This window comes from Wolbachia endosymbiont (group B) of Erebia ligea (assembly GCF_947179575.1).
In the GTDB taxonomy this organism is placed as follows: domain Bacteria; phylum Pseudomonadota; class Alphaproteobacteria; order Rickettsiales; family Anaplasmataceae; genus Wolbachia; species Wolbachia pipientis_C.
The window spans coordinates 149,660-173,026 of the sequence record NZ_CAMXBW010000004.1 but is presented as its reverse complement, the minus strand read 5'-3'; the positions used below and the strand labels follow the sequence as shown (position 1 = coordinate 173,026).

Annotated in this window: 24 protein-coding genes, 2 tRNA genes and 1 pseudogene; 10 read left to right on the top strand and 17 right to left on the bottom strand. The window is 34.2% G+C overall.

Going from position 1 to position 23,367, the window contains the following annotated elements; genetic code table 11:
* Positions 1-9: 9 nt before the first annotated feature.
* The 11 genes from rplL to rpsL all read right to left on the bottom strand — a co-directional run bounded on the left by rplL (position 10) and on the right by rpsL (position 7,339).
* On the bottom strand, positions 10-411 hold the full coding sequence (gene rplL / locus OM962_RS07120) for a 50S ribosomal protein L7/L12 (RefSeq protein ID WP_264719581.1): 402 nt from the start codon (positions 409-411) through the stop codon (positions 10-12).
* A gap of 26 nt (positions 412-437) precedes the next feature.
* On the bottom strand, positions 438-956 hold the full coding sequence (gene rplJ, locus OM962_RS07115) for a 50S ribosomal protein L10 (protein WP_006014692.1): 519 nt from the start codon (positions 954-956) through the stop codon (positions 438-440).
* A 12-nt stretch (positions 957-968) separates the two neighbouring features.
* Positions 969-1,622, bottom strand: coding sequence for a 50S ribosomal protein L1 (gene rplA / locus OM962_RS07110; protein WP_264331279.1), 654 nt, complete (start codon positions 1,620-1,622; stop codon positions 969-971).
* Between the two features lie 4 nt (positions 1,623-1,626).
* On the bottom strand, positions 1,627-2,067 hold the full coding sequence (locus OM962_RS07105) for a 50S ribosomal protein L11 (RefSeq protein WP_143689749.1): 441 nt from the start codon (positions 2,065-2,067) through the stop codon (positions 1,627-1,629).
* A gap of 2 nt (positions 2,068-2,069) precedes the next feature.
* Entirely contained in the window at positions 2,070-2,906 is an 837-nt protein-coding gene (gene nusG / locus OM962_RS07100; protein ID WP_319606769.1) for a transcription termination/antitermination protein NusG, read from the bottom strand.
* Positions 2,896-3,096 (bottom strand): preprotein translocase subunit SecE, encoded by a 201-nt coding sequence (gene secE, locus OM962_RS07095; protein WP_264331333.1) that lies wholly within the window; start codon positions 3,094-3,096, stop codon positions 2,896-2,898. Before secE ends, nusG begins: the two co-directional genes overlap by 11 nt.
* 19 nt (positions 3,097-3,115) lie before the next feature.
* A tRNA-Trp gene (locus tag OM962_RS07090) sits at positions 3,116-3,188 on the bottom strand.
* A 12-nt stretch (positions 3,189-3,200) separates the two neighbouring features.
* The gene (gene tuf / locus OM962_RS07085) at positions 3,201-4,373 is read right to left on the bottom strand and encodes an elongation factor Tu (RefSeq protein WP_007301992.1); all 1,173 of its coding nucleotides are present in this window, start codon (positions 4,371-4,373) and stop codon (positions 3,201-3,203) included.
* Positions 4,374-4,385: 12 nt separating this feature from the next.
* A complete protein-coding gene (gene fusA / locus OM962_RS07080) occupies positions 4,386-6,461 on the bottom strand; it encodes an elongation factor G (RefSeq protein ID WP_264331277.1) in 2,076 nt (691 codons plus the stop codon).
* Between the two features lie 21 nt (positions 6,462-6,482).
* The gene (gene rpsG, locus OM962_RS07075) at positions 6,483-6,959 is read right to left on the bottom strand and encodes a 30S ribosomal protein S7 (RefSeq protein WP_264331276.1); all 477 of its coding nucleotides are present in this window, start codon (positions 6,957-6,959) and stop codon (positions 6,483-6,485) included.
* 5 nt (positions 6,960-6,964) lie between these two features.
* A complete protein-coding gene (gene rpsL / locus OM962_RS07070; RefSeq protein WP_010406837.1) occupies positions 6,965-7,339 on the bottom strand; it encodes a 30S ribosomal protein S12 in 375 nt (124 codons plus the stop codon).
* A 433-nt stretch (positions 7,340-7,772) separates the two neighbouring features.
* Between rpsL and prmC the strand changes: the two genes are divergently transcribed.
* Positions 7,773-8,624: a peptide chain release factor N(5)-glutamine methyltransferase gene (prmC, locus tag OM962_RS07065; RefSeq protein ID WP_019236648.1), complete on the top strand. Its 852-nt coding sequence runs from the start codon at positions 7,773-7,775 to the stop codon at positions 8,622-8,624.
* A gap of 79 nt (positions 8,625-8,703) precedes the next feature.
* Positions 8,704-9,128 (top strand): annotated as a pseudogene (locus tag OM962_RS07060) (transposase); the annotation flags it as partial.
* A 206-nt stretch (positions 9,129-9,334) separates the two neighbouring features.
* Here OM962_RS07060 and OM962_RS07055 read toward each other — a convergent pair.
* Positions 9,335-9,934 carry a BON domain-containing protein gene (locus OM962_RS07055; protein ID WP_264331275.1) on the bottom strand — a complete coding sequence of 200 codons (600 nt, stop codon included), beginning with the start codon at positions 9,932-9,934 and terminating at the stop codon, positions 9,335-9,337.
* Between the two features lie 256 nt (positions 9,935-10,190).
* On the opposite strand from OM962_RS07055, the gene OM962_RS07050 reads away from it, so the two are divergent.
* The 5 genes from OM962_RS07050 (at position 10,191) to lon (ending at position 16,158) form a co-directional block, all read left to right on the top strand.
* A tRNA-Leu gene (locus tag OM962_RS07050) sits at positions 10,191-10,272 on the top strand.
* Between the two features lie 155 nt (positions 10,273-10,427).
* Positions 10,428-11,771 carry a trigger factor gene (gene tig / locus OM962_RS07045; RefSeq protein ID WP_264331274.1) on the top strand — a complete coding sequence of 448 codons (1,344 nt, stop codon included), beginning with the start codon at positions 10,428-10,430 and terminating at the stop codon, positions 11,769-11,771.
* Positions 11,772-11,782: 11 nt separating this feature from the next.
* On the top strand, positions 11,783-12,409 hold the full coding sequence (clpP, locus tag OM962_RS07040; protein ID WP_039950743.1) for an ATP-dependent Clp endopeptidase proteolytic subunit ClpP: 627 nt from the start codon (positions 11,783-11,785) through the stop codon (positions 12,407-12,409).
* Positions 12,409-13,686 carry an ATP-dependent Clp protease ATP-binding subunit ClpX gene (clpX, locus tag OM962_RS07035; protein ID WP_264331273.1) on the top strand — a complete coding sequence of 426 codons (1,278 nt, stop codon included), beginning with the start codon at positions 12,409-12,411 and terminating at the stop codon, positions 13,684-13,686. The genes clpP and clpX overlap by 1 nt, the downstream gene beginning before the upstream one ends.
* A 15-nt stretch (positions 13,687-13,701) precedes the next feature.
* A complete protein-coding gene (lon, locus tag OM962_RS07030) occupies positions 13,702-16,158 on the top strand; it encodes an endopeptidase La (protein ID WP_264331272.1) in 2,457 nt (818 codons plus the stop codon).
* Between the two features lie 99 nt (positions 16,159-16,257).
* Here lon and OM962_RS07025 read toward each other — a convergent pair whose 3' ends face one another.
* Positions 16,258-17,814, bottom strand: coding sequence for a penicillin-binding transpeptidase domain-containing protein (locus OM962_RS07025; RefSeq protein ID WP_264331271.1), 1,557 nt, complete (start codon positions 17,812-17,814; stop codon positions 16,258-16,260).
* Positions 17,769-18,605 (bottom strand): polysaccharide deacetylase family protein, encoded by an 837-nt coding sequence (locus tag OM962_RS07020; protein ID WP_319606768.1) that lies wholly within the window; start codon positions 18,603-18,605, stop codon positions 17,769-17,771. Before OM962_RS07020 ends, OM962_RS07025 begins: the two co-directional genes overlap by 46 nt.
* A 327-nt stretch (positions 18,606-18,932) precedes the next feature.
* Between OM962_RS07020 and OM962_RS07015 the strand changes: the two genes are divergently transcribed.
* From OM962_RS07015 to OM962_RS07005, 3 genes are all read left to right on the top strand, one after another.
* The gene (locus OM962_RS07015) at positions 18,933-19,592 is read left to right on the top strand and encodes a JAB domain-containing protein (protein WP_264331269.1); all 660 of its coding nucleotides are present in this window, start codon (positions 18,933-18,935) and stop codon (positions 19,590-19,592) included.
* Between the two features lie 103 nt (positions 19,593-19,695).
* On the top strand, positions 19,696-20,028 hold the full coding sequence (locus OM962_RS07010; RefSeq protein WP_041582615.1) for a helix-turn-helix domain-containing protein: 333 nt from the start codon (positions 19,696-19,698) through the stop codon (positions 20,026-20,028).
* A 34-nt stretch (positions 20,029-20,062) separates the two neighbouring features.
* Complete coding sequence (locus OM962_RS07005) at positions 20,063-20,434, top strand: helix-turn-helix domain-containing protein (RefSeq protein WP_041582616.1); 372 nt, start codon at positions 20,063-20,065, stop codon at positions 20,432-20,434.
* Between the two features lie 136 nt (positions 20,435-20,570).
* On the opposite strand, the gene OM962_RS07000 is transcribed toward OM962_RS07005, so the two are convergent.
* From OM962_RS07000 to OM962_RS06990, 3 genes are all read right to left on the bottom strand, one after another.
* On the bottom strand, positions 20,571-20,831 hold the full coding sequence (locus tag OM962_RS07000) for a hypothetical protein (protein ID WP_264331268.1): 261 nt from the start codon (positions 20,829-20,831) through the stop codon (positions 20,571-20,573).
* 85 nt (positions 20,832-20,916) lie between these two features.
* Positions 20,917-22,269 carry an IS66 family transposase gene (gene tnpC / locus OM962_RS06995; RefSeq protein ID WP_264330459.1) on the bottom strand — a complete coding sequence of 451 codons (1,353 nt, stop codon included), beginning with the start codon at positions 22,267-22,269 and terminating at the stop codon, positions 20,917-20,919.
* 77 nt (positions 22,270-22,346) lie between these two features.
* Positions 22,347-23,141, bottom strand: coding sequence for a hypothetical protein (locus OM962_RS06990; protein WP_264330726.1), 795 nt, complete (start codon positions 23,139-23,141; stop codon positions 22,347-22,349).
* Between the last annotated feature and the right edge of the window lie 226 nt (positions 23,142-23,367).

Genomic DNA, 23,367 nt, shown 5'->3' with positions numbered 1-23,367 from the left:
ACTAACATTTTATTCAAGCTCAACTTTAGTTGCTCCTGCTTCAATAAGTTTTTGCTTTATTTTTTCTGCTTCGTCTTTAGAAACATTAGCAGTCAAATCTTTGGGTAAAGACTCAACTAATTCTTTCGCTTCTTTTAAATTCAATGTAGAATTAACTTCTCTAATAGCTTTAATCACTCCTATTTTTTTGCTTGCATCAATCTCTTTGATTACAACTTTATATTCAGCTTTTTCTTGAGCAACAGGAGCAGTAGCATTATCACTAATAGGCACCCCAGCACCAACAGCTCCACCAAGAAAAGAACCACTAGGCAACCCTATTTTTTCTTCTAGAACCTTTACAAGTTCAGAAGCCTCTAATAGATTTAAAGATAATATTTTATCAACCAAATCACTTGTTACATTATTCATACTTACCACCTTATTTAACAACAAATTTATTTTTTAGAACTACAGTAATCCAAAACTCTCATAAGCCTCATAGAAGATGAATTAATAGACAATGCTAACCTAGCAGGAATATCATAAGATATTAAACGCATAATTTTAACACGCAATTCATCCAAAGAGGGAAGCTTAGCCAATTTGTTAACATCTTCCACTGTTAACAATTCATTTATATGAGCCGCACAAATCACAGACATTTTTTCTTTGTTAGCATTAATAAAATCAACTATTAACTTTGCAGCTTCTACTATAGCGCTAGAGTATATAATAGCAACAGAACCAGAAAATTTATCTGATAAATAAGAAAATTTACCAGTCCTTTCCAAAGCCAAGCAAGCTAGAGTATTTTTAACTACTAACATCCCACCCATTACAGATTTTAGACTATTCCTAAGAATTAATGAATTGCTAACATTCATAGACTTGAAATTTACCAATATTAAGAAATCATTATTTACAAACACATTCATTATGTTTTGTATAAATTCATCCTTATCTTTACGCTTCACAACTTCGCTCCCTTAAATTATATCTTCTACTTTGTTTATTTTATGAGCTTTACCCATAGTTGAATTTAAAAAAACGCTTTTAAAGTAAACTCCTTTCATAGAAGCAGGTTTATTGTCTCTAATTACTTTAAGAAAGGCTTTTAAATTTTCCAGCAAATCATCAATATCAAATTTAATACTTCCTAATTTACCATGAATAACCCCATTTTTATCCGTCCTGAATTTTATTTGACCAGACTTAATGGTTTTAGTAGCTTCCGCAATGTTAGAAGTCACAGTACCAAATTTAGGGTTAGGCATCAGCCCTTTAGCACCCAATACTTTTGCAATAGGAGTGATTTTTGCCATGAAATCAGGAGTAGTGATGCACCAATCAACATTCAACTTTCTACCTTTTTTTATCTCTTCAACTAAATCTTCTCCTCCTGTAATATCAGCACCAGCTTTTTCAGCTTCTAATAAATGTTTATCTTGAGCAAAAACAGCTACTTTAATATTCTTCCCGATACCTTTAGGCAAAACTACTGTACCACGCACCTGCTCTTCAGATTTACGTGAATCTACACCTAAATTGACTGCGATATCAACTGATTCATTAAATTTTGCTGAAGCAGACTCAACAATCTTCTCCAAACACTGCTTAGAATTATCATTATATGTACTCATTTACCTAACCTTCCACAACTTCTATACCCATAGATTTTGCAGTGCCTATAACCATCTTCACTGCTGAATCTTCATTATCCACTTTCATATCAACCATCTTACACTTTGCCACTTTAATGATAGCAGACATAGATAATTTAGCCACTAATTCTTTACCAGAATTACCAGAACCTTTACTTAATTTAGCTTCCTGCTTAAGCAAATAAGCCACAGGCGGACCGCTGACAGTAAAATCATGAGAGCGATCATCCTTTATGGAAATTCTCACCGTTACTAAATCACCTACTTTATAACTAGCGTTAGCAGCGCTAGTAGCTTTATTAAAAGCTTCACAAAATTTAGGAACAGGTATACCACGCGGGCCAAGTACTGAAGCAATTTTCGGTCCTGGAACTGCTTTCCCAGCTTCCATAAGTAAGTTAATCTTAGCAACTATATTACTCATAATTAATCCTCTATTTTCTCTACTTGAGCCAAATCAAGCTCTATTATTGTTGGCTTACCTAAGATTGATACTTCAACATTAATAATTTTTTTCTCGTCATTTACCATATCTACCTTACCAGTAAAATTTTGAAAAAGACCATCATTAATTTTTACTTTTTCACCTTTCTCATAACCATAACTCAACTTTTTCGTTTCTTGAGCATTGTAAAGCGCACTACACATTAAGCGAATCTCATTATCCTCAATCACCTTTGGAACATTACCATTTTTCAAAAATCCATAAACCTTAAGAGATTTTGGTATATTATTAATAAAATTTAATACCTCATCGCATAAATTCATGTATAAAAAGACATAACCAGGAAAGGACTTCCTTCGTTTAGCATTTTTTTTAGATTTTAAATCCATCTCACTTAATTCTTCACAAGGAATAAAAACCCTATTAAAATAATTATTAATATTCAATCTCATAGAATTTTCTAATATATATTGGCGCACTTTCTCTTCATAATTAGAGGCAACTCTTAAAATGTACCACTTATATCTATTAAATTCCTTACGTTTTAAAATTACCTCATCATCTGAAATCATCTCAAAATGACCAGACTCATCACCACAAAACCCAGTCATTTGATTCAAAATATTTTTGCTTTCATCACACAGATGCATACATATATATACTTCACATAACTCTTTTATATCAGATTTTACATCACATACTGTCTGATAAGGAATAAACACCTCCTTAAAGTAAACAGTATTGGTTGCCAACTCGCATATATCCTTCTCATACCCGTAATCGACTTTAATGATATACCATTTATACTTATATTCCATAAATAATTCCAAATAAAGTCTTAATTATGTAAAGAGACATAAAATCTACGAAGCAAAAGAAAATCGAAAAGCATAATATAACAGTTATTACAATAAACAAAGATGACAATACCTGCTGTTTTTTTATCCAAGCAATTCTCCTTATTTCTTGCTTTATATCGCAAAAAAAAACATACAGGTTTTTTAACATTTCTACCATAATATTAATGCAGGAGCGATAGGAATTGAACCTACAACCTCTGGTTTTGGAGACCAGCGCTCTACCAATTGAGCTACACTCCTATAATTTAAAGTTTACTCTAAAATTTCCGAAACAACGCCAGAACCAACAGTTCTACCACCTTCTCTTATCGCAAAACGCAATCCTTTATCCATTGCTATTGGTACTTGCAACTCCACTTCTATACTTACATTGTCCCCTGGCATTACCATCTCCTTTCCATCTAGCAATTTTATGCTCCCAGTTACATCCGTTGTCCTTAAATAAAACTGTGGCTGATAATTTCCAAAAAATGGTGTATGCCTTCCTCCTTCTTCTTTCTTCAATATATACACCTCCGCATTAAATTTCTTATGCGGGGTTATTGTCCCTGGTTTTGCCAATACTTGCCCTCTCTCCACTTCTTCTCTCTTTGTTCCTCTTAGTAGTATTCCTACATTGAGTCCTGCACTTCCCTTATCTAGCAACTTCTTAAACATCTCAACACCAGTACATATCGTCTTTTGCGTCGCTTTCAGACCTATTATCTCTATCTCATCCCCTGTCTTTATCTCCCCCTTCTCTATTCTTCCTGTTACTACCGTCCCTCGGCCCGATATTGAAAATACATCTTCTATTGGCAACAAAAACGGCAAATCTATAGGCCTTGGAGGTACTGCCACATACTCATCTAACTTCTCCATCAATTTATCTATTGATTTCTTTCCATACTCACTACTATCATCCTCTAATGCTTTTAACGCAGACCCAACTATCATAGGCACTTCATCACCTGGAAATCCATACTTACTCAGCAGCTCTCTCACTTCCATTTCTACCAAATCTATCATATCAGCATCAGCAACATCAGCTTTATTTATATATACCACGATATATCCAACACCCACCTGTTTTGCCAGCAATATATGCTCTCTCGTTTGTGGCATCGGCCCATCAACCCCTGACACTACCAATATCGCTGCATCCATCTGTGCTGCACCTACTATCATATTCTTTACATAATCAGCATGTCCAGGGCAATCAACGTGTGCATAGTGTCTCTTTTCTGTTTGATATTCAACATGCGCTGTTGCTATTGTTATCCCTCTCTTTCTTTCTTCTGGCGCTTTATCTATTTGATCATATGCTACAAAATTACCATAATGCTTTGTTATCGCCGCTGTTAACGTTGTCTTCCCATGATCCACATGTCCTATCGTTCCCACGTTTACATGCGGCTTTCCAAATGCTTCTACTATCGCTGTCATAATTACTAACCTTTAATTATACTTTAACTTTAACTCATCAACCACATATTGTGGCACTTGTTCATAACAAGAAAAATGCATACTATACTGAGCTCTTCCCTGAGATATAGAACGCAAAACATTTATATAACCAAACATATTTGCAAGAGGAACCGAAGCAGTAATTATTTTGCTATTATTACCTAAATCCAGCATATCAACAACACTGCCTCTTCTACCATTTATATCACCCATAACATCACCCATATATTCTTCAGGAGTAATGATTTCCACTTTCATTATAGGTTCTAGCATTTTTGGACCAGCTTTATTTGCCATTTCCTTAAAAGCACCTTTAGCAGCAAGTTCAAAAGCCAAAGGACTAGAATCAACATCATGAAAAGCACCATCAAGAAGAGTAGCCTTAAAATCAATCAATGGAAAGCCAGAAATTATACCACCTTCTTTTATCAACTCTAAGCCATTTTGCACTCCAGGTATATACTCTTTTGGAATAGCACCGCCTACAATTTTACTTTCAAACTGAAAGCCAAAACCAGGCTCAAGAGGTTCGAATTTTATTTTAACTTTAGCAAACTGACCAGCACCACCTGATTGTTTTTTATGAGTGTAATCAATTTCAACAGATTTAGTGATAGTTTCACGATATGCAACTTGAGGCGCACCAACGTTAGCTTCAACATTAAACTCGCGCTTCATTCTATCAATAATAATCTCAAGATGCAGCTCACCCATACCTTTCAATATAGTCTGCCCACTCTCCGCATTTACTGACATCCTCAAAGAAGGATCTTCTGCAACTAATCTATTCAAAGCAACACCTAATTTTTCCTGATCTGAGGTAGTTTTCGGTTCTATAGCAGTTTCAATAACAGGATCAGGAAATTCCATACGCTCTAATAGTATAGGAAAATCAGATGAACACAAAGTATCACCAGTAATTGTTTTCTTTAATCCAACTAAGGCAACTATATCACCAACTTTAGCTTCGTTTATATCTTCTCTGTTATTTGCATGCATAAGTAACATTCTACCAATTCCTTCAGTCTCATTCTTTCCAGCATTTAACACAGCAGATTTAGATTTTAACTTACCGGAATAAATACGAATAAACGTCAAGCTACCTACAAATTTATCCGTCATCACTTTAAACGCAAGAGCAACGAATTTCTCTTTTTCTGAAGGTTTGATCTCAATTTTCTTTTCTGAATCTTTAGGATCAGTTCCAATAATTACATCAACATCAATAGGAGAGGGTAAAAAATCAACCACACCATCTAAAAGTGATTGCACGCCTTTGTTTTTAAAAGCTGACCCACATAATACAGGGACAAATTTTCCTTTAATGGTCCCTCTTCTCACACACTTTTTCAATAAATCAGTTGGCAGATCGTTAGATTCAAAGTAAGTATTTATCGCCTCATCATCCATTTCAGCTGCAGCATCTAATAAAAGATTTCGATACTCTTGAGCCTTATCAAGCAAATCAGAAGGAATATCTTCATAAGAAAATTTAGCGCCTAATGTTTCTTCTTGCCATATAATAGCTTTCATAGAAATAAGATCGATTATGCCTTTAAAATCTTTCTCACTTCCTATTGGCAACTGAATAACTAAAGGTGATGCGCCGAGCTTCGTTTTTATCATATCGACACATCGATAAAAATTTGCTCCTATTCTATCCATTTTATTAACAAAGCAGATACGAGGAACGGTATATTTATCAGCTTGACGCCAAACCGTCTCAGACTGAGGCTCAACTCCAGCAACTCCATCAAATACAGCAACTGCACCATCCAAAATCCTCAAAGATCTCTCAACCTCAATAGTGAAATCAACATGACCAGGAGTATCTATTATATTAATCCTATGATCATTCCAAAAACATGTTGTTGCAGCAGAGGTAATTGTAATGCCACGCTCCTTCTCTTGCTCCATCCAATCCATAGAAGCCGCACCATCGTGCACTTCACCAATCCTATTTTGTTTACCAGTATAAAATAAAATACGCTCTGTTGTGGTGGTCTTGCCAGCATCTATATGAGCCATTATTCCTATATTTCTATACCTAGATATTAAAACTTCCATACCACAATCAATCAGCTAATATTAAAAACGAAGATGAGAAAATGCCTTATTAGCTTCAGCCATTTTATACTTTTCTTCACACATCTTAAATGCACCACCACATTTATTATAAGCATCTAATATTTCAGACTGCAAACAATAAACAGTAGTTCTACCACTCTTTTTTCGAGCAGCAGAAGTTGCTCTAGCAATCCACCTTAATGCCAAAGAAATTGCTCTATCTTGACGAATTTCAACAGGGACTTGATAAGTTGCACCACCAATACGCCGAGAGCGTACTTCTATAGAAGGGGTAACATTTTCTACTGCTGTTTCAAAAATTGATAAGGCATCTTTGCCTATTTTCTTTTCAGATAAGGACAAAGCACTATAAGCAATCTTTTCTGCAATAGATTTTTTACCACATTTCATAATTATATTAATAAAACGCATAAGCAAGACACTACCATAACGAGAGTCAGGGCTTGTTCTTTTTTTTGCTTTATTACGACGTGCCATAAATTTTAACCAGATTTCTTTACACCATATTTTGAACGGGCTTTCTTTCGATTTTGCACACCACGTAGATCAAGAGCACCTCTTATTATGTGATAACGTACACCCGGCAAATCCTTAACTCGCCCACCACGTATTAAAACAACGGAATGCTCTTGTAAATTATGACCTTCGCCAGGTATATAAGCCGTCACTTCACCGTATCCACTAATCTTTACTCTAGCTACCTTACGTAGTGCTGAATTAGGCTTTCTAGGAGTTGTAGTATATACCTTAGTGCAAACACCCCTTCTTTGAGGATTGCATTTTCCCAAAGCTGGCACCTTCTTCTTGCGAGTTAACCCTGATCTACCCTTACATATTAATTGATTTATCGTAGGCATATACTGTAAATTTAAAACTCTGAAAATAACTAAGTCTTAGTTATAAAATAATAAACCTCAATAGTCAATATAAAAATAAACATTATTACTCTAATAATCTCAACCTAATTGCTTTGAAAGCTACTGATAATTATATGCTAAAGCGCATATTGGTTTTAATATTAAGAAATTATCACTTGCTGTGGTCGAATTAATATAGATATGGAACAAGTAATATACTGTGATGGCTATCAAAGAATATGCAGAAAATAATCCTTATAATAGAGCCAAGAGTTTCTAACATTAATGCAAAAATACTAACCGAATTACCAGTAAAGCCAGATGATTTTTACAATCCTACTCTTGACACTTAGATTTAATGCAGCTACCCTAAGTTCAAAATTCTATACTCAATTTTGCTGTTCTTGCATACAAGGAACACGTTTTTAGAATAATGAAAACAATCAGCGCTTTAATTAAAGAAGGGTCAAAGCTACTATCATCACATAGAATTGAATCACCACATTTGGATTGTGAAATCATCATGCAGTACGTACTTGGAGTAGAAAGATCATTCACAATCATGAATCACACCAATCAGGTACCAAGAAACAAAGAGCTTCTATTCTGGAAATTAACAAAAAAAAGAGCAGAAAGATATCCAATATCGCAAATAATAGGTAATCGTGAATTCTGGAGTAAAAATTTTATAGTTAACCAACATGTTCTAGATCCAAGACCAGATAGTGAGACAGTAATTTCAACAGTGTTAAAATATTACCAAAATAAGAAGCAAAAAATAAAAATTGCAGATTTTGGCACAGGCACAGGCTGTTTGTTGATCTCCATACTTAGTGAGTATGAATATGCTATTGGAGTTGGTTTTGAAAAAAGCCTGGAAGCATACAAAATTACCTGCCAGAACACAAAGAAACATAATCTTCTCAACAGAGCTAAAATATTTCCAAATTCGTGGACAGAATGTAGAGATTTATTTGATCTCATAATAAGCAATCCTCCATATATTAAAAGAAGTAAGTTAAAAAATCTGCAAGCTGAAGTGCAAAAAGAGCCAAGAATTGCTCTTGATGGTGGTATCGATGGATTGAGCTGTTACCTGAGTATTTTTCCAATATTGAAAAAGTGCCTTAAAAAAGATGGGTTTGCGATACTGGAAATAGGCGAAGATCAAAGCAATATTGACAAAATAATACCCTTATATGGACTGGCTTTTCAGGAATACGTATACGACTTGGCTGGAATGAAAAGATGCATTGTTGTAAAGCAAGATAAAGAACATGACTAGTAGAACGCTAGCTTTCTAAGAACCTGTTCATAATCTCAAGAAAGGCATAAAGTAAGAAAGAGTGTATAAATTAGGACATATGAGGAGTGTATACCCAAGTGACATAAGTCGAGAGAAGTTTGAGATTATTTCACCAGATCTGGAGTCTTGTGGAAAAAACAAAACCAAGAAAACTTGATTTGTATGATATATTTTGCGGAGTGTTGTACGCCCTAAAAAGTGGTTATCAGTGGAGGATGCTACCAAAAGGGTTTCCCAAAACGGCGCAATTGTTATGATTATTTCAAAAATGGAGTGAAAAAGTAAAAGGAAATAAAAAAAAAGTATTTTGGAGTGCATGTTAAAAAAAATAGTTAGTGTGGTCCGACAAAACAATGTGTGGAAAGAAAAAACAGCTTTTGCATAATTGACGCTCAGAGTGTAAAGAACGCAGACACTGATGAAGAAAAAGGCTATGACGCTGGTAAAAAAATCTCAGGAATAAAACGCCATATCGCACAAGATATAGATGTTTGCTATTTATTCTTAAGCTTATTTAAATAGCATTTTACTTTTTTTAGTATGCAGAGATTTTCTAGAAATTATTCTATTGAATTCTATGATATTATTTTTTGTAGCATTGTTATACATACCATAAGAGTGAACTGACGAAATTTGTAAAGTAGCTTTATGGCTTAGCTACATGATACTAACACTCAAGTAAATTTTCATCAATGACGCAATTTGCTATGTCTATATCTCACATAACTTACAACTTGCTTTACTCCTTTTACTTTTCTTGCAATTGCTATTACAGCTTTTAATTCTGCCTTATTTTGAGCTATGCCCATCAAATAAACGACTCTATCAACTGTATTAACGCTATAATTAATTGATTTAATATTTCTTTTTCCCAAAAGCCTTGTGCTTATCTCTGCTGTTATCATACCATCTACAGTAACATCTAGCATAGAAGCCATTTTAATTGGTGTGACTCTTATTTCATTTATCACTTCTTTAATCTCTTTTTGCTGCCAAGCTATTTTCTCTGCTGTGAGTTGCTTTTCATGATTATCAACATTTCCAATGAGTAATACTCTTCCTTCACTCACTTTAACTTTTATAGATGAGAACAGTCCGTGTTTTAAGAGTCCCTTATTGATTCTTATTACTATAGTTGTATCATCAATAATGTTTCCCAAGGATTTATCTTGCATTGTTATTGCTGTAGCCGCTGCAGTTGCTGTTAACACTATACCACTTACAAGAGTCGTACAGCCACTCTGTGTAATCAGAAAAATTGCGAGTAAGAAGCTTGCTATTAATCTCATTATTAATTTCCAGAGTTTAGAGCCTTAATTAAAGAATATTAATAAGCTTTTTTTATTGTGTAAATACTATAAATTGAATAAGCCTTGAATATTTCTAAGACAGTACTTATCTTAATAGTGTTAGTTAAAGTAATTCAGGCTTAGATTCATAGTGGAGTTAACCAGTATTATAAGTTCAGTCTGTGGTACTAAAATCTAATCTTTAAATTGCATAAGATGACAGAAGTGGTTATCTATAAGTTAATGAAGGGCTCTTGCGGATATGGCGAAATTGGTAGACGTGCCAGGTTTAGGTCCTGGTGAGCTTGCTCGTGGGGGTTCAAGTCCCTCTATCCGTACTTAAAGTCATGTAACTCAGGTTTTAAGAGAAAATTTATAATCACTAAGTACACTTTTGTTTGTATAAGAACCTGTTCTTAAGGATTGTATTTAACTTAAATTCTGATAAAATGGCTTTATTAAAACATAAATAAAATATTGATAACAGGTTGTAATGTCTAGTAATATACCTCAAAATGCAGTCGAAGCAGATGCATTAAGTAATATATATACCTATAAGGAACTTAGTGTAGATAAACTAAAGTATGAGTATGAAATCACAGTTAGTAGTGATTATATAGAACAAAAGATAAACTCTAGATTACAAGAAATAGCGAAGAATGCAAGATTGCCTGGATTTAGATCAGGAAAGATGCCTTACGATCTTGTTGTTACAAATTATAAAAACGAAGCTTTGGAATATGTGATAAACGATACGATTGACTATTGCTCAAGTGATTTAATGAAAAAAATCGAAGTTAAGTCTCACATCCATCCTAAGGTTGATATTATGTCATTACCAAACCTGGATAAAAAGGATGAAAAAGGTGACTTTCTGTACAAATTATCTTTTGAATCGATGCCAAAAGTGCCAGTAATAGATCTTGATAAAATAAATTTGAAGAAAGTTAAGGCAAAAATCAAAGAGGGAGACATAAAAGAATTTATTGATTCTATAAAAACAAAATTTCCTAACTTTGTCTCTGTTGATGATGCTTCTTATCAAGCAAAAAACGAGGATAAACTGATAATTGACTTTGAAGGGCGAATTAGAAATAAGCTCTTTCAAGGTGGAAGTGGCAAAAATTTTACTGTTAATTTAGGATCTGGAACATTTATAAATGGTTTTGAAGATCAATTAATTGGCATGAAAAAAGGGGAAACAAAAAGCTTTAAGTTGAGATTTCCTGAAGATTACCAGGTAATTTCCCTTGCGGGGCAGGAGGCTGCTTTTTCTGTTCGAGTTAATGATATTCAGATTGCCAAAGATTTGCAAAGTGATAATGAAATAGCTAGGAGAATTGGTTTTGAAGATCATTCTTCGCTAATAAATCATGTAAAAGAAGTAATTGATAATCAGTGTAAAGAAATGGAAGATCTCTTAATTAAGAAAGAGCTATTTGATTGTTTGGATGCTAGTTATAGTTTTGATTTGCCTATAGAAGTAGTAAAACAGGAACAGCAGAGAGTGGAAAGAGAGTTGAATGCTCAAGGTGATTCTTGTAAAGAAGCTGAAAGACGTGTAAAGCTTGCAATGCTATTTATGGAGTTCAGTAAAGAACATGAAATATCATTAACTCAAAATGATGTTATGAACGTTATTGTAAATCAATATGTCAGTAAAGATGTATCATTTGAAAGAGTATTTAAACATTTTAAATCAGATAGACAATTTCAGGAATTAGTTAGAGGGCAAGCGCTTGAGTATAAAGTGACAGATTATATGATAGAAAAAGTTAGTAAAGAAGAACAGATTGTTTCTGTGAAAGAATTAAAGGAATTATTTGATAATATTTGATAGGAAAAGGTATGACTCTTATACCAATTGTAGTTGAACAAACTAGTCGCGGTGAGCGGGCTTATGACATATATTCAAGGCTAGTAAAAGAAAGAATAATTTTCGTAACTGGCCCTATTGAAGACAACATGGCCAGCGTAATAGTAGCACAGCTTTTATTTTTAGAATCGGAAAATCCCGATAAAGACATTTGTATGTATATTAACTCACCAGGTGGTGTTGTAACTGCTGGTTTGTCGATCTACGATACAATGCAGTATATAAATCCAGACGTTTCAACTTTGTGTATAGGTCAAGCTGCATCTATGGGTTCTTTGTTGCTTACAGCTGGTGCGGAGGGTAAACGTTACTCGCTACCTCATTCAAGAATTATGATACATCAGCCATCTGGTGGTTATCGAGGTCAAGCAACTGACATAGAGATACATGCTAATGAAATTTTGCGAGTTAAGAAAAAACTAAATCAAATTTATGAAAAACATACTGGAAATTCACTAAAGAAAATTGAAGGAATGATGGAAAGAGATAAATTCATGGATCCTGAAGAAGCAATGAAAATTGGCTTAATTGACAGAGTAATAGCTGAGCGTAAAGATATGAAGATTGAAAATATTAAAGTTAAACAAAAGGTAGTTTAATGGAGAACAATAATGATTTACACTACTGTTCTTTTTGTAACAAGGCACAAAACGAAGTAGATAAATTGATTACTAACTCTTCAGATGGTTTAAAGGTGTTCATTTGTAATGAATGCATAGAGTTATCCCATAAAGCAATAAGTCAAAAGAAAGAGAGGGCTTTTAATTCAGATCGTATATCTGATATGAAGCTATCAATAAAGAAACCCGAAGATATAAAAAATTTTCTTAGCAAGCATGTTGTAGGTCAGGAACATGCGCAACATGTTTTATCTGTAGCTATGTATAATCATTGTCAATCCATGGTGCAACTTCATTCTATAAGTGATGTTGAAATCGAGAAGTCAAATATAATGCTTATTGGCCCTACGGGTTCTGGTAAGACTTTGCTAGCAAAAACACTTGCCAAAGTTTCAGATGTACCATTTGCTATGGCTGATGCAACAACTTTGACTGAAGCAGGTTATGTAGGTGATGATGTAGAAAGCGTGTTATCACGTCTATTACAAGCTGCAAATTATGATGTTGCAAAGGCGCAGCATGGTATAGTGTTTATCGATGAAATAGACAAGATCACAAGAAAGTCTGAAAGCGCTTCAATAACCCGTGATGTTTCAGGTGAAGGGGTCCAACAAGCTCTACTAAAAATCATGGAAGGTACGGTTGCTTATGTTCCTCCACAAGGAGGGCGAAAACACCCGCAACAAGAGTTTATACAAGTAGACACTAGTAACATACTATTTATTTGTGGAGGAGCTTTTGAAGGCCTAAATAAAATTATTGAGGCAAGAAAAAAGGGAACATCAGTTGGCTTTGGAGCGGATATAAGTCAGTCTAAAGCACAAAAGAAAAAAAATGCTTTACGCGATGCTCAACCTGAGGACTTAATCAAATTCGGTTTAATACCCGAATTTGTAGGACGGGTTCCGATAATTGCTGTTTTAGATGAGCTGAATCATGAGGATTTAATACATGTGTTAACGGAACCAAGAAATGCGCTAATAAAACAATATAAAGCATTACTTGCATTTAGCAAAGTAACCCTTGAGTTTTCAGATGAAGCAATATCAGCTATTGCTAAAAAAGCTATGAGCTATAAAATAGGCGCAAGAATATTACGTACTATCTTAGGGTCACTTTTGCTTGATGTTATGTATATATCCGGCAACGGAGGTTTTGAAGGTAGCACTATAACGGTTACTAAGAAAATGGTAGAATTAGGCAAAGCAACGATTAATCATAATAATAAGGGTAGTGTTATAACGGTTAATGATTAATTTGAGGCATATATTATGAGTATTGGACGTGCTATAAACTTTAATTCTACTGTATTACCAGTATTACCTCTAAGAGATGTAGTAATTTTTCCAAATATAATGTTGCCTTTATTCGTAGGTAGAGAAAAATCTGTTCATGCACTAGAGTATGCAATAAGTAGCAGTAGTCACCAAAACGAGATTTTTCTCATAGCACAAAAAGATGGTTCTATTGATAATCCAGAGCCAGAGAATCTTTATGAAGTAGGCGTGTTAGCAAATATTATACAACCATTAATAAAACTGCCTGACAATGCAATAAAAGTCATGATTCATGGGGTAAGAAGGGGAAGAGTTATAGAATATATTAGCTCTCACACTTTGTTACAGGCCAGAGTAGAGTTGGATGGTCATTATGAGTATGGAGAAAATGAAGATAATATTGATTTAGAAGCTTTAAGGCGTTCTGTTATAGATGCATTCGACAATTGGTGTAAACTAAGCAAGAAAAGTCGACCCGAGATTATTATTGACCCCATTGATCAAGTTAAAGAGGTTAATCAAATTGTAGATATGATAGCTTCGCACTTAAATATAAAGGTATCAGATAAGCAAAACATACTTGAAGTTTATAACCCAAAAGAGCGTTTAAAAAAAGTTTTTGTTCTTATTGAGAGAGAAATAAGTATTTTGAGTGCACAAAACCGCTTGTATAAGACAATTAAATCACAGGTTGAAAGTACTCAAAAAGTTTACTACCTTAATGAGCAATTAAAAGCTATACAGAAAGAATTAGGTGAGTTTGAAAATGGAGATGAAGGGAATATACTCAATGAATTTGAAAAAAAGATAAATGAAACAAAGCTTTCTGAGGAAGCAAAAGAGAAAGCCATAACTGACTTAAAGAGATATAAGAAAATGAATCCCATTTCTCCTGAAGCAACAGTTATATCTAGTTACTTGCATTGGTTGCTTGATTTGCCATGGGGAAAGTACAAAGATGCAAAAATTAACTTAAATGCGGCTAAAAAAATCTTAGATGAAAATCATCATGGCATAGAGAAAGTAAAAGATAGAATAATAGAATTTTTAGCAGTATTAAAGAGAGTAAAAGAGATAAAGGGTCCTATACTTTGCTTAGTTGGACCACCTGGTGTTGGTAAAACTTCTTTAGCTAAGTCTATGGCAAAAGCAGTAGGGAGAGATTTTGTTCGCATATCCCTTGGTGGTATACATGATGAATCTGAAATACGAGGACACAGAAAAACTTATATTGGCTCAATGCCTGGTAAAATCATTCAACACATGAAAAAAGCTAATTCATGCAACCCGCTTTTCCTGCTTGATGAAATAGATAAGATGGGTTCTGATTCGCGTGGTGATCCTGCATCTGCATTACTTGAGGTTTTGGATACTGAGCACAATAAACATTTTACAGATCATTACTTGGAAGTTGAGTTTGATCTTTCAAGTGTAATGTTTGTAGCCACAGCAAATAGCTTAAATTTACCGCATCCTTTGCGTGATAGGATGGAAATTATACAATTATCTGGCTATACCGAAGACAAGAAGATCAGTATTGCTACACATCACCTTATTCCAAAATTAAAAAAAGAGCATGGTTTGCATCAGAAGGAGTGGGAAATAAGCAATGAAGCATTATACGAGTTGATACGTTTATATACACGTGAAAGCGGCGTGCGAAGCATGGAAAGGGAACTTGCAAAACTCATGAGAAAAGCAGTTAAAGCAATATTAACTGATAAAAATAAGAAAATATCCGTAGAGGTTGGTAATTTACAAGATTATCTAGGGGTACGTAAGTATACCTTTGGCATTGCAGAAAATGAGAGTTTGGTAGGGATAGTAACTGGTCTTGCCTATACTGAAACAGGTGGTGATATTTTGATGATAGAGTCAGTCCTAATTCCTGGTAAGGGGGAGATAAAATATACAGGAAAGCTTGGAGAAGTTATGCAAGAGTCTATAAGAGCTGCGTATAGTTATGTGCGATCAAATTGTTTATTTTTCGGTATAAAGCCCGAAAAATTCCAAAATAATGATATACATTTGCATGTACCTGAAGGTGCTGTGCCAAAAGATGGCCCTTCTGCTGGCAGCGCGGTATGTACGTCTATTGTTTCTCTTATGACGAATATACCAGTTAACAAAAATGTTGCTATGACAGGCGAAGTGACATTGCGTGGTAGAGTTTTAGCTATTGGGGGCTTAAGAGAAAAATTGCTTGCAGCGCTCAGAGGATCAATCAAAACTGTGATTATACCAAGTGAAAATGAGAAAGATATGCAAGAGATTCCCGCAAATATTAAAAAAGGGATCAACGTAATTTTTGCTAAGAATATTGATGAAGTTATAAAAATTGCTTTAACTCGCCCTATTACTTCAATTGATGGTGATAATCAAAATAGTCTACCTTCCTCTATAGAAAATAAAGATAGTACCTTCTCTGCGTTAGAAACATTAAAGCACTAAATTGAAAAGGTTTATGCAATTTTCGTTTCTTTTTTTTAATTTCAAAGCTCTGATTTGAATATATAAATTACAAGTAACATATATGGCAATTTCATAAGTTCATTTTTCAAGCATATATTGCAATATCTCACTAGCAATTGCAACATCTTGGCGTGGGGTTTTGCCGTGTTCTATAAACACTGAGATTGCATAGCGCGGATCATGGTAGGGGCCATAAGCGATAAACAATTTATGACTTTCACCTTTAGAGTTTATCTCTGGTGTACCGGTTTTGCCAGCAATTTGTATACTGCCTAGCCCTTTTCTATAGTTAGAATTCACCACGTCAAACATAGCTTTTTGAACCACACTAAGATGCTCACGATTCACATCAATATCAAGAAAGTCTTGCCCTGGTTTACTCATCTCAATGTGGGGAATTACCTCCTTTCCTGTTGCAACCCTCGCTGCAAGAACCGCAAGCTGTAATGGCGTTGTAAGTAAATACCCTTGTCCTATAACTAAGTTAATGGTATCACCTAAATACCACTCTGAATACAGCTTGCGTGCACGCCAATCCACATCAGGCAACAATCCTGGAGCTTCTTCCTTAAACATTCCAATTAATGGTCCTCTTCCAATACCAAATTTGCTAGCCATTTCTAGTAGAGAATCTACATTTATTTTTTTTCCTATATTATAAAAGTAAGTGTTGCATGAGAAGGCCATTGCCTCGTTTAAAGATACATATCCATGGACTTTGCTTTTTAGGCAACGAAATTTTCGTTCACCTATTTTCATATATCCCCTACACGAGAACTTTTCTTCTGGTGTTATTATTCCATCTTTTAAACCCGCAAGCGCATCTATTATTTTAAATATTGAACCAGGTGGAATTTGATATGATAATGCACGGTTTACAAGCGGTAATGAAGGATTGTTTAAATTTTTCCAAGTTTCATTTGATAATCTGCTAGTGAAAAGATTATTATCGTAAGAAGGTGAATTATATAATGCTAAAATTTCTCCGTTATTTACATCAATTACCACTGTGGAACCTTGGTGGTCTTTAAATATCTCTGCAATTTTCTTCTGTAAATCAACATCAATTGTCAGTTGTATATCTTGTCCGTCTTGCTGCGGTATACTAGACAACTCTCTCGTGATATGCTTCTTAGAATTTATTTCCTGCTCGGACTTTCCCGGCTTGCCTTTTAATACATGATTATATGTATATTCAATTCCACTAACCCCTGCTTCATTTATGTCTTGCTGTCTTTTTGTATATCCGATTATATGAGAACATATCGAACCAAACGGGTAATAACGTTTATAAAGAGCAGTTATTTTTGTATCTGATGATTTTGTTGCATCAGGTTTAATTTCTGATAACATCTGCAAATCAACTTCCCTAGTAAAGGTTTTTTGCCCATCAAATAAAACAATATATGAAATTTTGTTTACTGCGAGTTCAACGCTATTCCTATCCAAAATCCTGCCTCGTTTAGGCACAATAGTAACAACTTTTATCCTATTATTATTGGATAGCACTTCATATTTTTGTCTATCTCGTACTTGTAAAGTATACAACCTATAACTAAAAATAGCAGAAATAGTAAGCTGAATACCACCTAATATGAATGCCCTGCGGTTGAAGACCTTGTTTTTTGTCCACATAGAATTCCTTTAGAATGCACTCCTTCTCCTTTTACTGGCACATTTCTAGCTTTCACTACATCACAAACACTTTCTTCCCACTCACTTAAGGTAACAAGTTTGTAACCCGATTTTTTTAGTATTTCAATAATCTGAGGTAAAGCTTCAACTGTATTTGATTTGTTATCGTGATCATGGAACAATATAATCGCTCCATTATGTACATTGCTTAAAACTCTTTCAACCAGAATCTCTGATTTATCACCTTGCCAATCCAGAGAATCAACAGTCCATAATATGGAATACATATTTAATCGATTAGTATTTTCGATCAAATTATCATTGTGACATCCATATGGTGGACGAAACCATTTTACATTCTGTTCTGTTGCATTTTTAATTGCCACATTTGTCTTTTCCAGTTCTTGCAATTGCTCCTCACTTGAAAGTGATGTTAACTTCCTATGCGACCAAGAATGATTACCTAATTCATGACCTGCTTGATAGATTTTTTTTACTATTTCAGATGTTTTTTTATTTATACGCTCACCAAGCACAAAAAATGTCGCTTTTGTTTTATTGCTCTCCAGAATATTAATAATATCTCCTGCTCTATTATAAGACGGTCCATCATCAAACGTAAGTGCAACGAACTTATCTTTGTTATTCAATAATTTCTTTATATTACTTAAATTTCTATATGATAGATCCAAATCACAACTGAGCCCACGATATGGTAAGTTAAAGTTACAATCACTACAGAAAACTGCGCTTGAATATAGCAAAAGAAAAGCGATTATTCTTATAAACATATATAATCAGCAAAGTGATAGAGTACTACACTTTTTTGCTAAATTAAACCACTTTTAACAGCTACTGTTTACTTCGTTACTTTGTCAATATATTATATTAATAACTTTATATAATATAGTATGATTGCAAATATAAATACCGTTGCACTTCAGGGAACCAGCACAGTAAATGTTAATGCACAAATTCACATGGCAAATGGTATTCCAGCTTTTAAAGCAACAAGGACAACATTGCAAATTTAGAGTTCAAAAGGGTTATTCCTCGAGAACTACTGCGTCAGAAAGCTGGCGTTGAATTTGTATATAATGTTGACCTTGGAGGTTTTTATGAATAATAGTGAGAGAAAAGAAAAATTGGAAACTCGCATTTTATCAAGTAGAGGCAGGTCTTTACTTGACCATGAGCTACTGGAACGTACTCTATCTGAATGTGAAGAAGGAAGAGAAGTGGCCAAAAAGCTAATAGAGCTCTTTAGTAGTTTAGGAAGGGTAATTAACGCTGACTTTTATGAGCTAAAAAATGTTACAGGAATGAATGATGGAGCAATAGCAAGTATCTTTTGTCTGAAAGAGATTTTCGATAGGATACTGAAAGGTAAGTTAAAAAAGCTGTCGATTCTTGATAACAGAGAAGAGCTACTAAAATACTTTAAAACAGCAATAGGGCAGTCACGAAAGGAAAGCTTGCGAGTAATATACTTAGATCGAAGTGGTCATTTGATATACGAGTATATTCAAGACTGTGGAACTATAGACAGAGTACCTCTATATGTGAGAGAAATAATCAAACAGGGATTACTGATCGATGCATCATCTATTGCAATTTCACATAATCATCCAAGTGGAGATACAGAACCATCAAAGGAGGATGAGGATAACACACTTACATTAGCTGCAACCTGCGAAAATGTAGGAATGAAATTAATAGATCACATAATCGTAACACAGAAGAGCCACTTTAGTTTTTATGATAGTGGTTTATTGTAATCTGTAGACCGGAAGGAAAGTTCTCCAACTTTCCTTCTTTTTTTCTACTTCATAAATTAAAAAATTCAATATAAGCTTGAGCAGCTAAAATTAGTAATGAAAGGTGGAATTAGGCAAAAAAATAAAAGAACTTAGATTATACTGTGGTTTAACACAAACTGAGTTGGGAAAGAAAATAGGCGTTTCGTATAGACAAATACAAAGGTACGAAAATAGTTCAAACCAAATTTTGGCCAGTAGGCTATACGACTTAGCAAAAGCACTATCGATTAATGTGGCTGATTTTTTTACTGATGTGCATGTCGACTCACATGAAACTTATGATGAAGAAATACTAAAATTAGTCAAAGGATATAATGAAATTAAAAGCAAAAGGTTACGTAGCGTAGTTTATATATTGGTAAAATCTTTTTCTCAAAGTTACAATGAGAGTTAGTATTGCTTCAATACCTCAGTTAATATATTAATAAATGATTGTACAAGATGAACAACATCCTATTGATAAACAAATAGGTGAAAGAATAAGGAAGAGAAGGTTAATATGCGGTTTTAGCCAAAGAGACTTAGGAAAAAAGCTCGGAATTTCATTTCAGCATATACAAGGATATGAAACTGGAGAGGTAAGGCTTGTAATTGATAGATTGTATAATTTGGCAGAAGCTTTGTCCGTTGATATGTCATATTTTTTTACCAAAGCTTCTGAAGACTTACACGATAAGGCCTTTTGTAGCGATGTGGGTAGTGAAGAAATATCAAGGCTAGTGAGGGAATACAGGAAAATTAAGGATGAAACGTTGCGTGATATTGTGCATTCAGTGATAAAAGCGCTTGCCAATAAATAATATTGCCTGAATATATCTTCAATCCACTTCTACAAGCAATGCTAGTTAAGGTAAATTTTTTATGGTAATTTTGATTAAATTTCAAGAACTACTTTACTTTGCAATAATTATGGCTATGTAAAAACATAGCCACCAATCAAGAACGTCCTACAGATGTCGTTTTGGTATCTTTTAATTTGCTCACCCAAGAAAAGGTCTCACTACTTTTAGAATTTTGGTCGCCCCACCTTCCACATCTAGTAAAGCTGCCTTTTTCCACTACTTCTTTAACAGACATTCCACCAAATAAACAACCCTTTCCTACGATTTCTCCTATTTCTTGCAACTCGTTCCACATTTCTTCATCTTCTACCTCAACTTGTACTTGATGATAGTCTTCTGTGTCATGATATACCATTAAATTTAGCTCTCCTAGGCTAGTGCAAAGTGTTACTGTAAAAGCGCTGTTATCGGATATATCTGTATCCGTTCAGAGGTGTGGTTTAAGAAACAACAGCTAGCAGGTTTTGAAAAGGGTTTAATTCCTTTTGTTTCCAAGTCAGATACAACGAAATTATCCGCTCAAGAAATCTATTCCCTCGCTCTGACTGTGCAAAATATGAATTCTTACGATAGACAACATAATGCCGTATCTGTCGCTCAACATGGTTATTCGTTAATGGAATATTCTCTGGGTCATCCAAAAATGTCCACATCATTGACTCGGATTTTATAATACCCTTTACCGTTCGTGAAGCTCCTTTTGCTTCAAGTATATAAGATATTTTTATCATGCAGTACTGTATGTATCTTCGTAATTCTTTAGCTTGCTTAGTGAACTTTGAAATACTAATTTCATTTTCTGACAAAGCGTTTTTTAATACAAACAATCCATTAGCTGCGTCTTTTAAACAATGGCCAAGTCTCATTACTTCACTATTCCAACTATGAGATAACCTCTCGAAATTTCTCAATAAGTGAGCCCAACAAATTTGTCGTTTTTCATCACTGAAGTGGTTGTAAACTGCATATCTGTCAGTAATTACCAGGTTTTTGTAATCACAAAATGCACTATTCTTTAAAAATTTCATTCCTCTTGTATCTGCTAACTTCATAAGACTTGCTTTATTGTTGGCAAACATCCAGCACCATCCCAATTTGCCTTTGTTGTAGTGACTGGTTTCATCAATATGCAAAATTTCGCTTGCTTTTATTTCTTCCTCTATTTGTTCATAGGCTTCTTTACATTTTGACGAAACCCTTGCTTCACTATTGGACACACTACCAACACTTATACTCATGTTAAAGATGTCTTTCATAATATTCGCTATTTCTCGCTTTGAATTCTTATAAAACCCACTTAGTGATGCAACTACTGACTTAACTCTAGGACCAAAGGTATCCGGTGTAACTCCTTCTGGTAATTTGCTACTCCTTCTTTTTCCGCATTTACGACAGCGACCATGTTCTAATTGATACTCAACTACGTAAGGCTTAATTTCTGGTAAATCAACTTTTTGATAGACATATGGTTTTTCCGATATTGCGATTTCTTCACCACACTCGCATCTATTTGGTAACTCTACCTTCACCACCTCATCTGCTTCCATTTTAGCTCGGCAATTCCCCTTATGTCCAACTTGACCACCTATCTTCCTGCCGCCCTCTGACTTATCTTCTGGTGTGTCTTTTTTTATTTTGTACAGCTCTTTTGAACTTGGTAAAGATGAATTCCTTGAGTTTAAGCCGAGTCTCTCTCTTAGTTCAGCATTCTCTATTTCTAAGATTTTATTTTTTTCTTCAATCTTTGCTACTTTCTGCTCTAAGTTTTTACATAACTCTACAATACTGATCAACAATTGAAGCATCTAGCCTTACTTTACTATCAACATTTTGTGTTATTACTACTTTAATATATTATGTCAATTGTTTTTTATCCTTGCCACACCTCTGAACGGATACATATATCTACGTAATTTCTTTTACCGTCTTTCCCAGTTTTGACCTCAACTTCACCATCACCTATTTTTATGATACTACCGCCAAGGTTTAAGTCTCCTTTACTTAAGCCCAAATTTTTTGCACCTTCTACAACTTTGGCAACATCAACTATGCAGCTATGTGAAAATTCAATATAGAAGGTCTTATTATCGATTTCTACATCTTCAACAGTTCCTTCTATAGTAGCGTCTTCTCCAACTTCCCTAAGTTTCTTGAGCCTACTATATATTTGTGGCTCAATTTCTTTTTGCACTTTTTGATACATTTCAGCTATTTTCTTATCAACTTGTACATTAAAATCTGCTCCATGTAAGGCTAACTTTCTGATTATATCTTCTTGTTTATTTTCTTTGAATTCATCACGATACATCTTAAACATTGTAACGTTAGTGAAGCTAAAGCCATCTTCGTTGCGAGCGTTTACTCTTATTCCTAAATCCAAAGCTTCATCGACGATTTTACTTAATTTGTCTAGATTTTCAGCTGCAATAGCTTTTTCCAAGAATTCATTTAATTTCACATTTTCATATTCACTTAGCCTTATCTTGCATAAAGCTGATCGAAATGGATTGAGCTCCTCAGGATATGTTAAGACAGGTAATTTACTAATCTTTTTATTTGCTGTTGGAGCAGCTTTTATAAAATTAGGTAATAACCCTTCTTTTGCTATTCGCTCTACCGCTTTTAACATTTTACTAGACAATTTTTTACCATTTATTTTTTTCATTGTAACCCTCACTTAATTTCATTACTATTCGATCATATCGTGATAAATATTATTTAATTGTTAATATTATACGACTTATTGATTTACTGTATATTATAATAACAAGTTTTGCGGGCATCTACACTAGAAAAACACATCCTATAAAAATTATTTCAGTTTCAACAAAAATGGGGTATCGTAATCGTAAAATTGAAAAAAATGGATATCCTATCTTACTCTACTGAAA

What these genes read in the sequence shown, in the direction of transcription:
- OM962_RS07025 (WP_264331271.1), bottom strand. Translation starts at nt 17,814, where the DNA reads ATGTGGACAAAAAACAAGGTCTTCAACCGCAGGGCATTCATATTAGGT.
- rpsL (WP_010406837.1), bottom strand. Translation starts at nt 7,339, where the DNA reads ATGCCTACGATAAATCAATTAATATGTAAGGGTAGATCAGGGTTAACT.
- secE (WP_264331333.1), bottom strand. Translation starts at nt 3,096, where the DNA reads ATGTTAAAAAACCTGTATGTTTTTTTTTGCGATATAAAGCAAGAAATA.
- tuf (WP_007301992.1), bottom strand. Translation starts at nt 4,373, where the DNA reads ATGACAGCGATAGTAGAAGCATTTGGAAAGCCGCATGTAAACGTGGGA.
- tig (WP_264331274.1), top strand. Translation starts at nt 10,428, where the DNA reads ATGTCTAGTAATATACCTCAAAATGCAGTCGAAGCAGATGCATTAAGT.
- clpX (WP_264331273.1), top strand. Translation starts at nt 12,409, where the DNA reads ATGGAGAACAATAATGATTTACACTACTGTTCTTTTTGTAACAAGGCA.
- nusG (WP_319606769.1), bottom strand. Translation starts at nt 2,906, where the DNA reads ATGGAATATAAGTATAAATGGTATATCATTAAAGTCGATTACGGGTAT.
- OM962_RS07020 (WP_319606768.1), bottom strand. Translation starts at nt 18,605, where the DNA reads ATGTTTATAAGAATAATCGCTTTTCTTTTGCTATATTCAAGCGCAGTT.
- OM962_RS07055 (WP_264331275.1), bottom strand. Translation starts at nt 9,934, where the DNA reads ATGAGATTAATAGCAAGCTTCTTACTCGCAATTTTTCTGATTACACAG.
- OM962_RS07015 (WP_264331269.1), top strand. Translation starts at nt 18,933, where the DNA reads ATGAATAATAGTGAGAGAAAAGAAAAATTGGAAACTCGCATTTTATCA.
- OM962_RS07105 (WP_143689749.1), bottom strand. Translation starts at nt 2,067, where the DNA reads ATGAGTAATATAGTTGCTAAGATTAACTTACTTATGGAAGCTGGGAAA.
- lon (WP_264331272.1), top strand. Translation starts at nt 13,702, where the DNA reads ATGAGTATTGGACGTGCTATAAACTTTAATTCTACTGTATTACCAGTA.
- rplL (WP_264719581.1), bottom strand. Translation starts at nt 411, where the DNA reads ATGAATAATGTAACAAGTGATTTGGTTGATAAAATATTATCTTTAAAT.
- prmC (WP_019236648.1), top strand. Translation starts at nt 7,773, where the DNA reads ATGAAAACAATCAGCGCTTTAATTAAAGAAGGGTCAAAGCTACTATCA.
- clpP (WP_039950743.1), top strand. Translation starts at nt 11,783, where the DNA reads ATGACTCTTATACCAATTGTAGTTGAACAAACTAGTCGCGGTGAGCGG.
- OM962_RS07000 (WP_264331268.1), bottom strand. Translation starts at nt 20,831, where the DNA reads ATGGTATATCATGACACAGAAGACTATCATCAAGTACAAGTTGAGGTA.
- rplA (WP_264331279.1), bottom strand. Translation starts at nt 1,622, where the DNA reads ATGAGTACATATAATGATAATTCTAAGCAGTGTTTGGAGAAGATTGTT.
- OM962_RS07005 (WP_041582616.1), top strand. Translation starts at nt 20,063, where the DNA reads ATGATTGTACAAGATGAACAACATCCTATTGATAAACAAATAGGTGAA.
- fusA (WP_264331277.1), bottom strand. Translation starts at nt 6,461, where the DNA reads ATGGAAGTTTTAATATCTAGGTATAGAAATATAGGAATAATGGCTCAT.
- OM962_RS06990 (WP_264330726.1), bottom strand. Translation starts at nt 23,141, where the DNA reads ATGAAAAAAATAAATGGTAAAAAATTGTCTAGTAAAATGTTAAAAGCG.
- rpsG (WP_264331276.1), bottom strand. Translation starts at nt 6,959, where the DNA reads ATGGCACGTCGTAATAAAGCAAAAAAAAGAACAAGCCCTGACTCTCGT.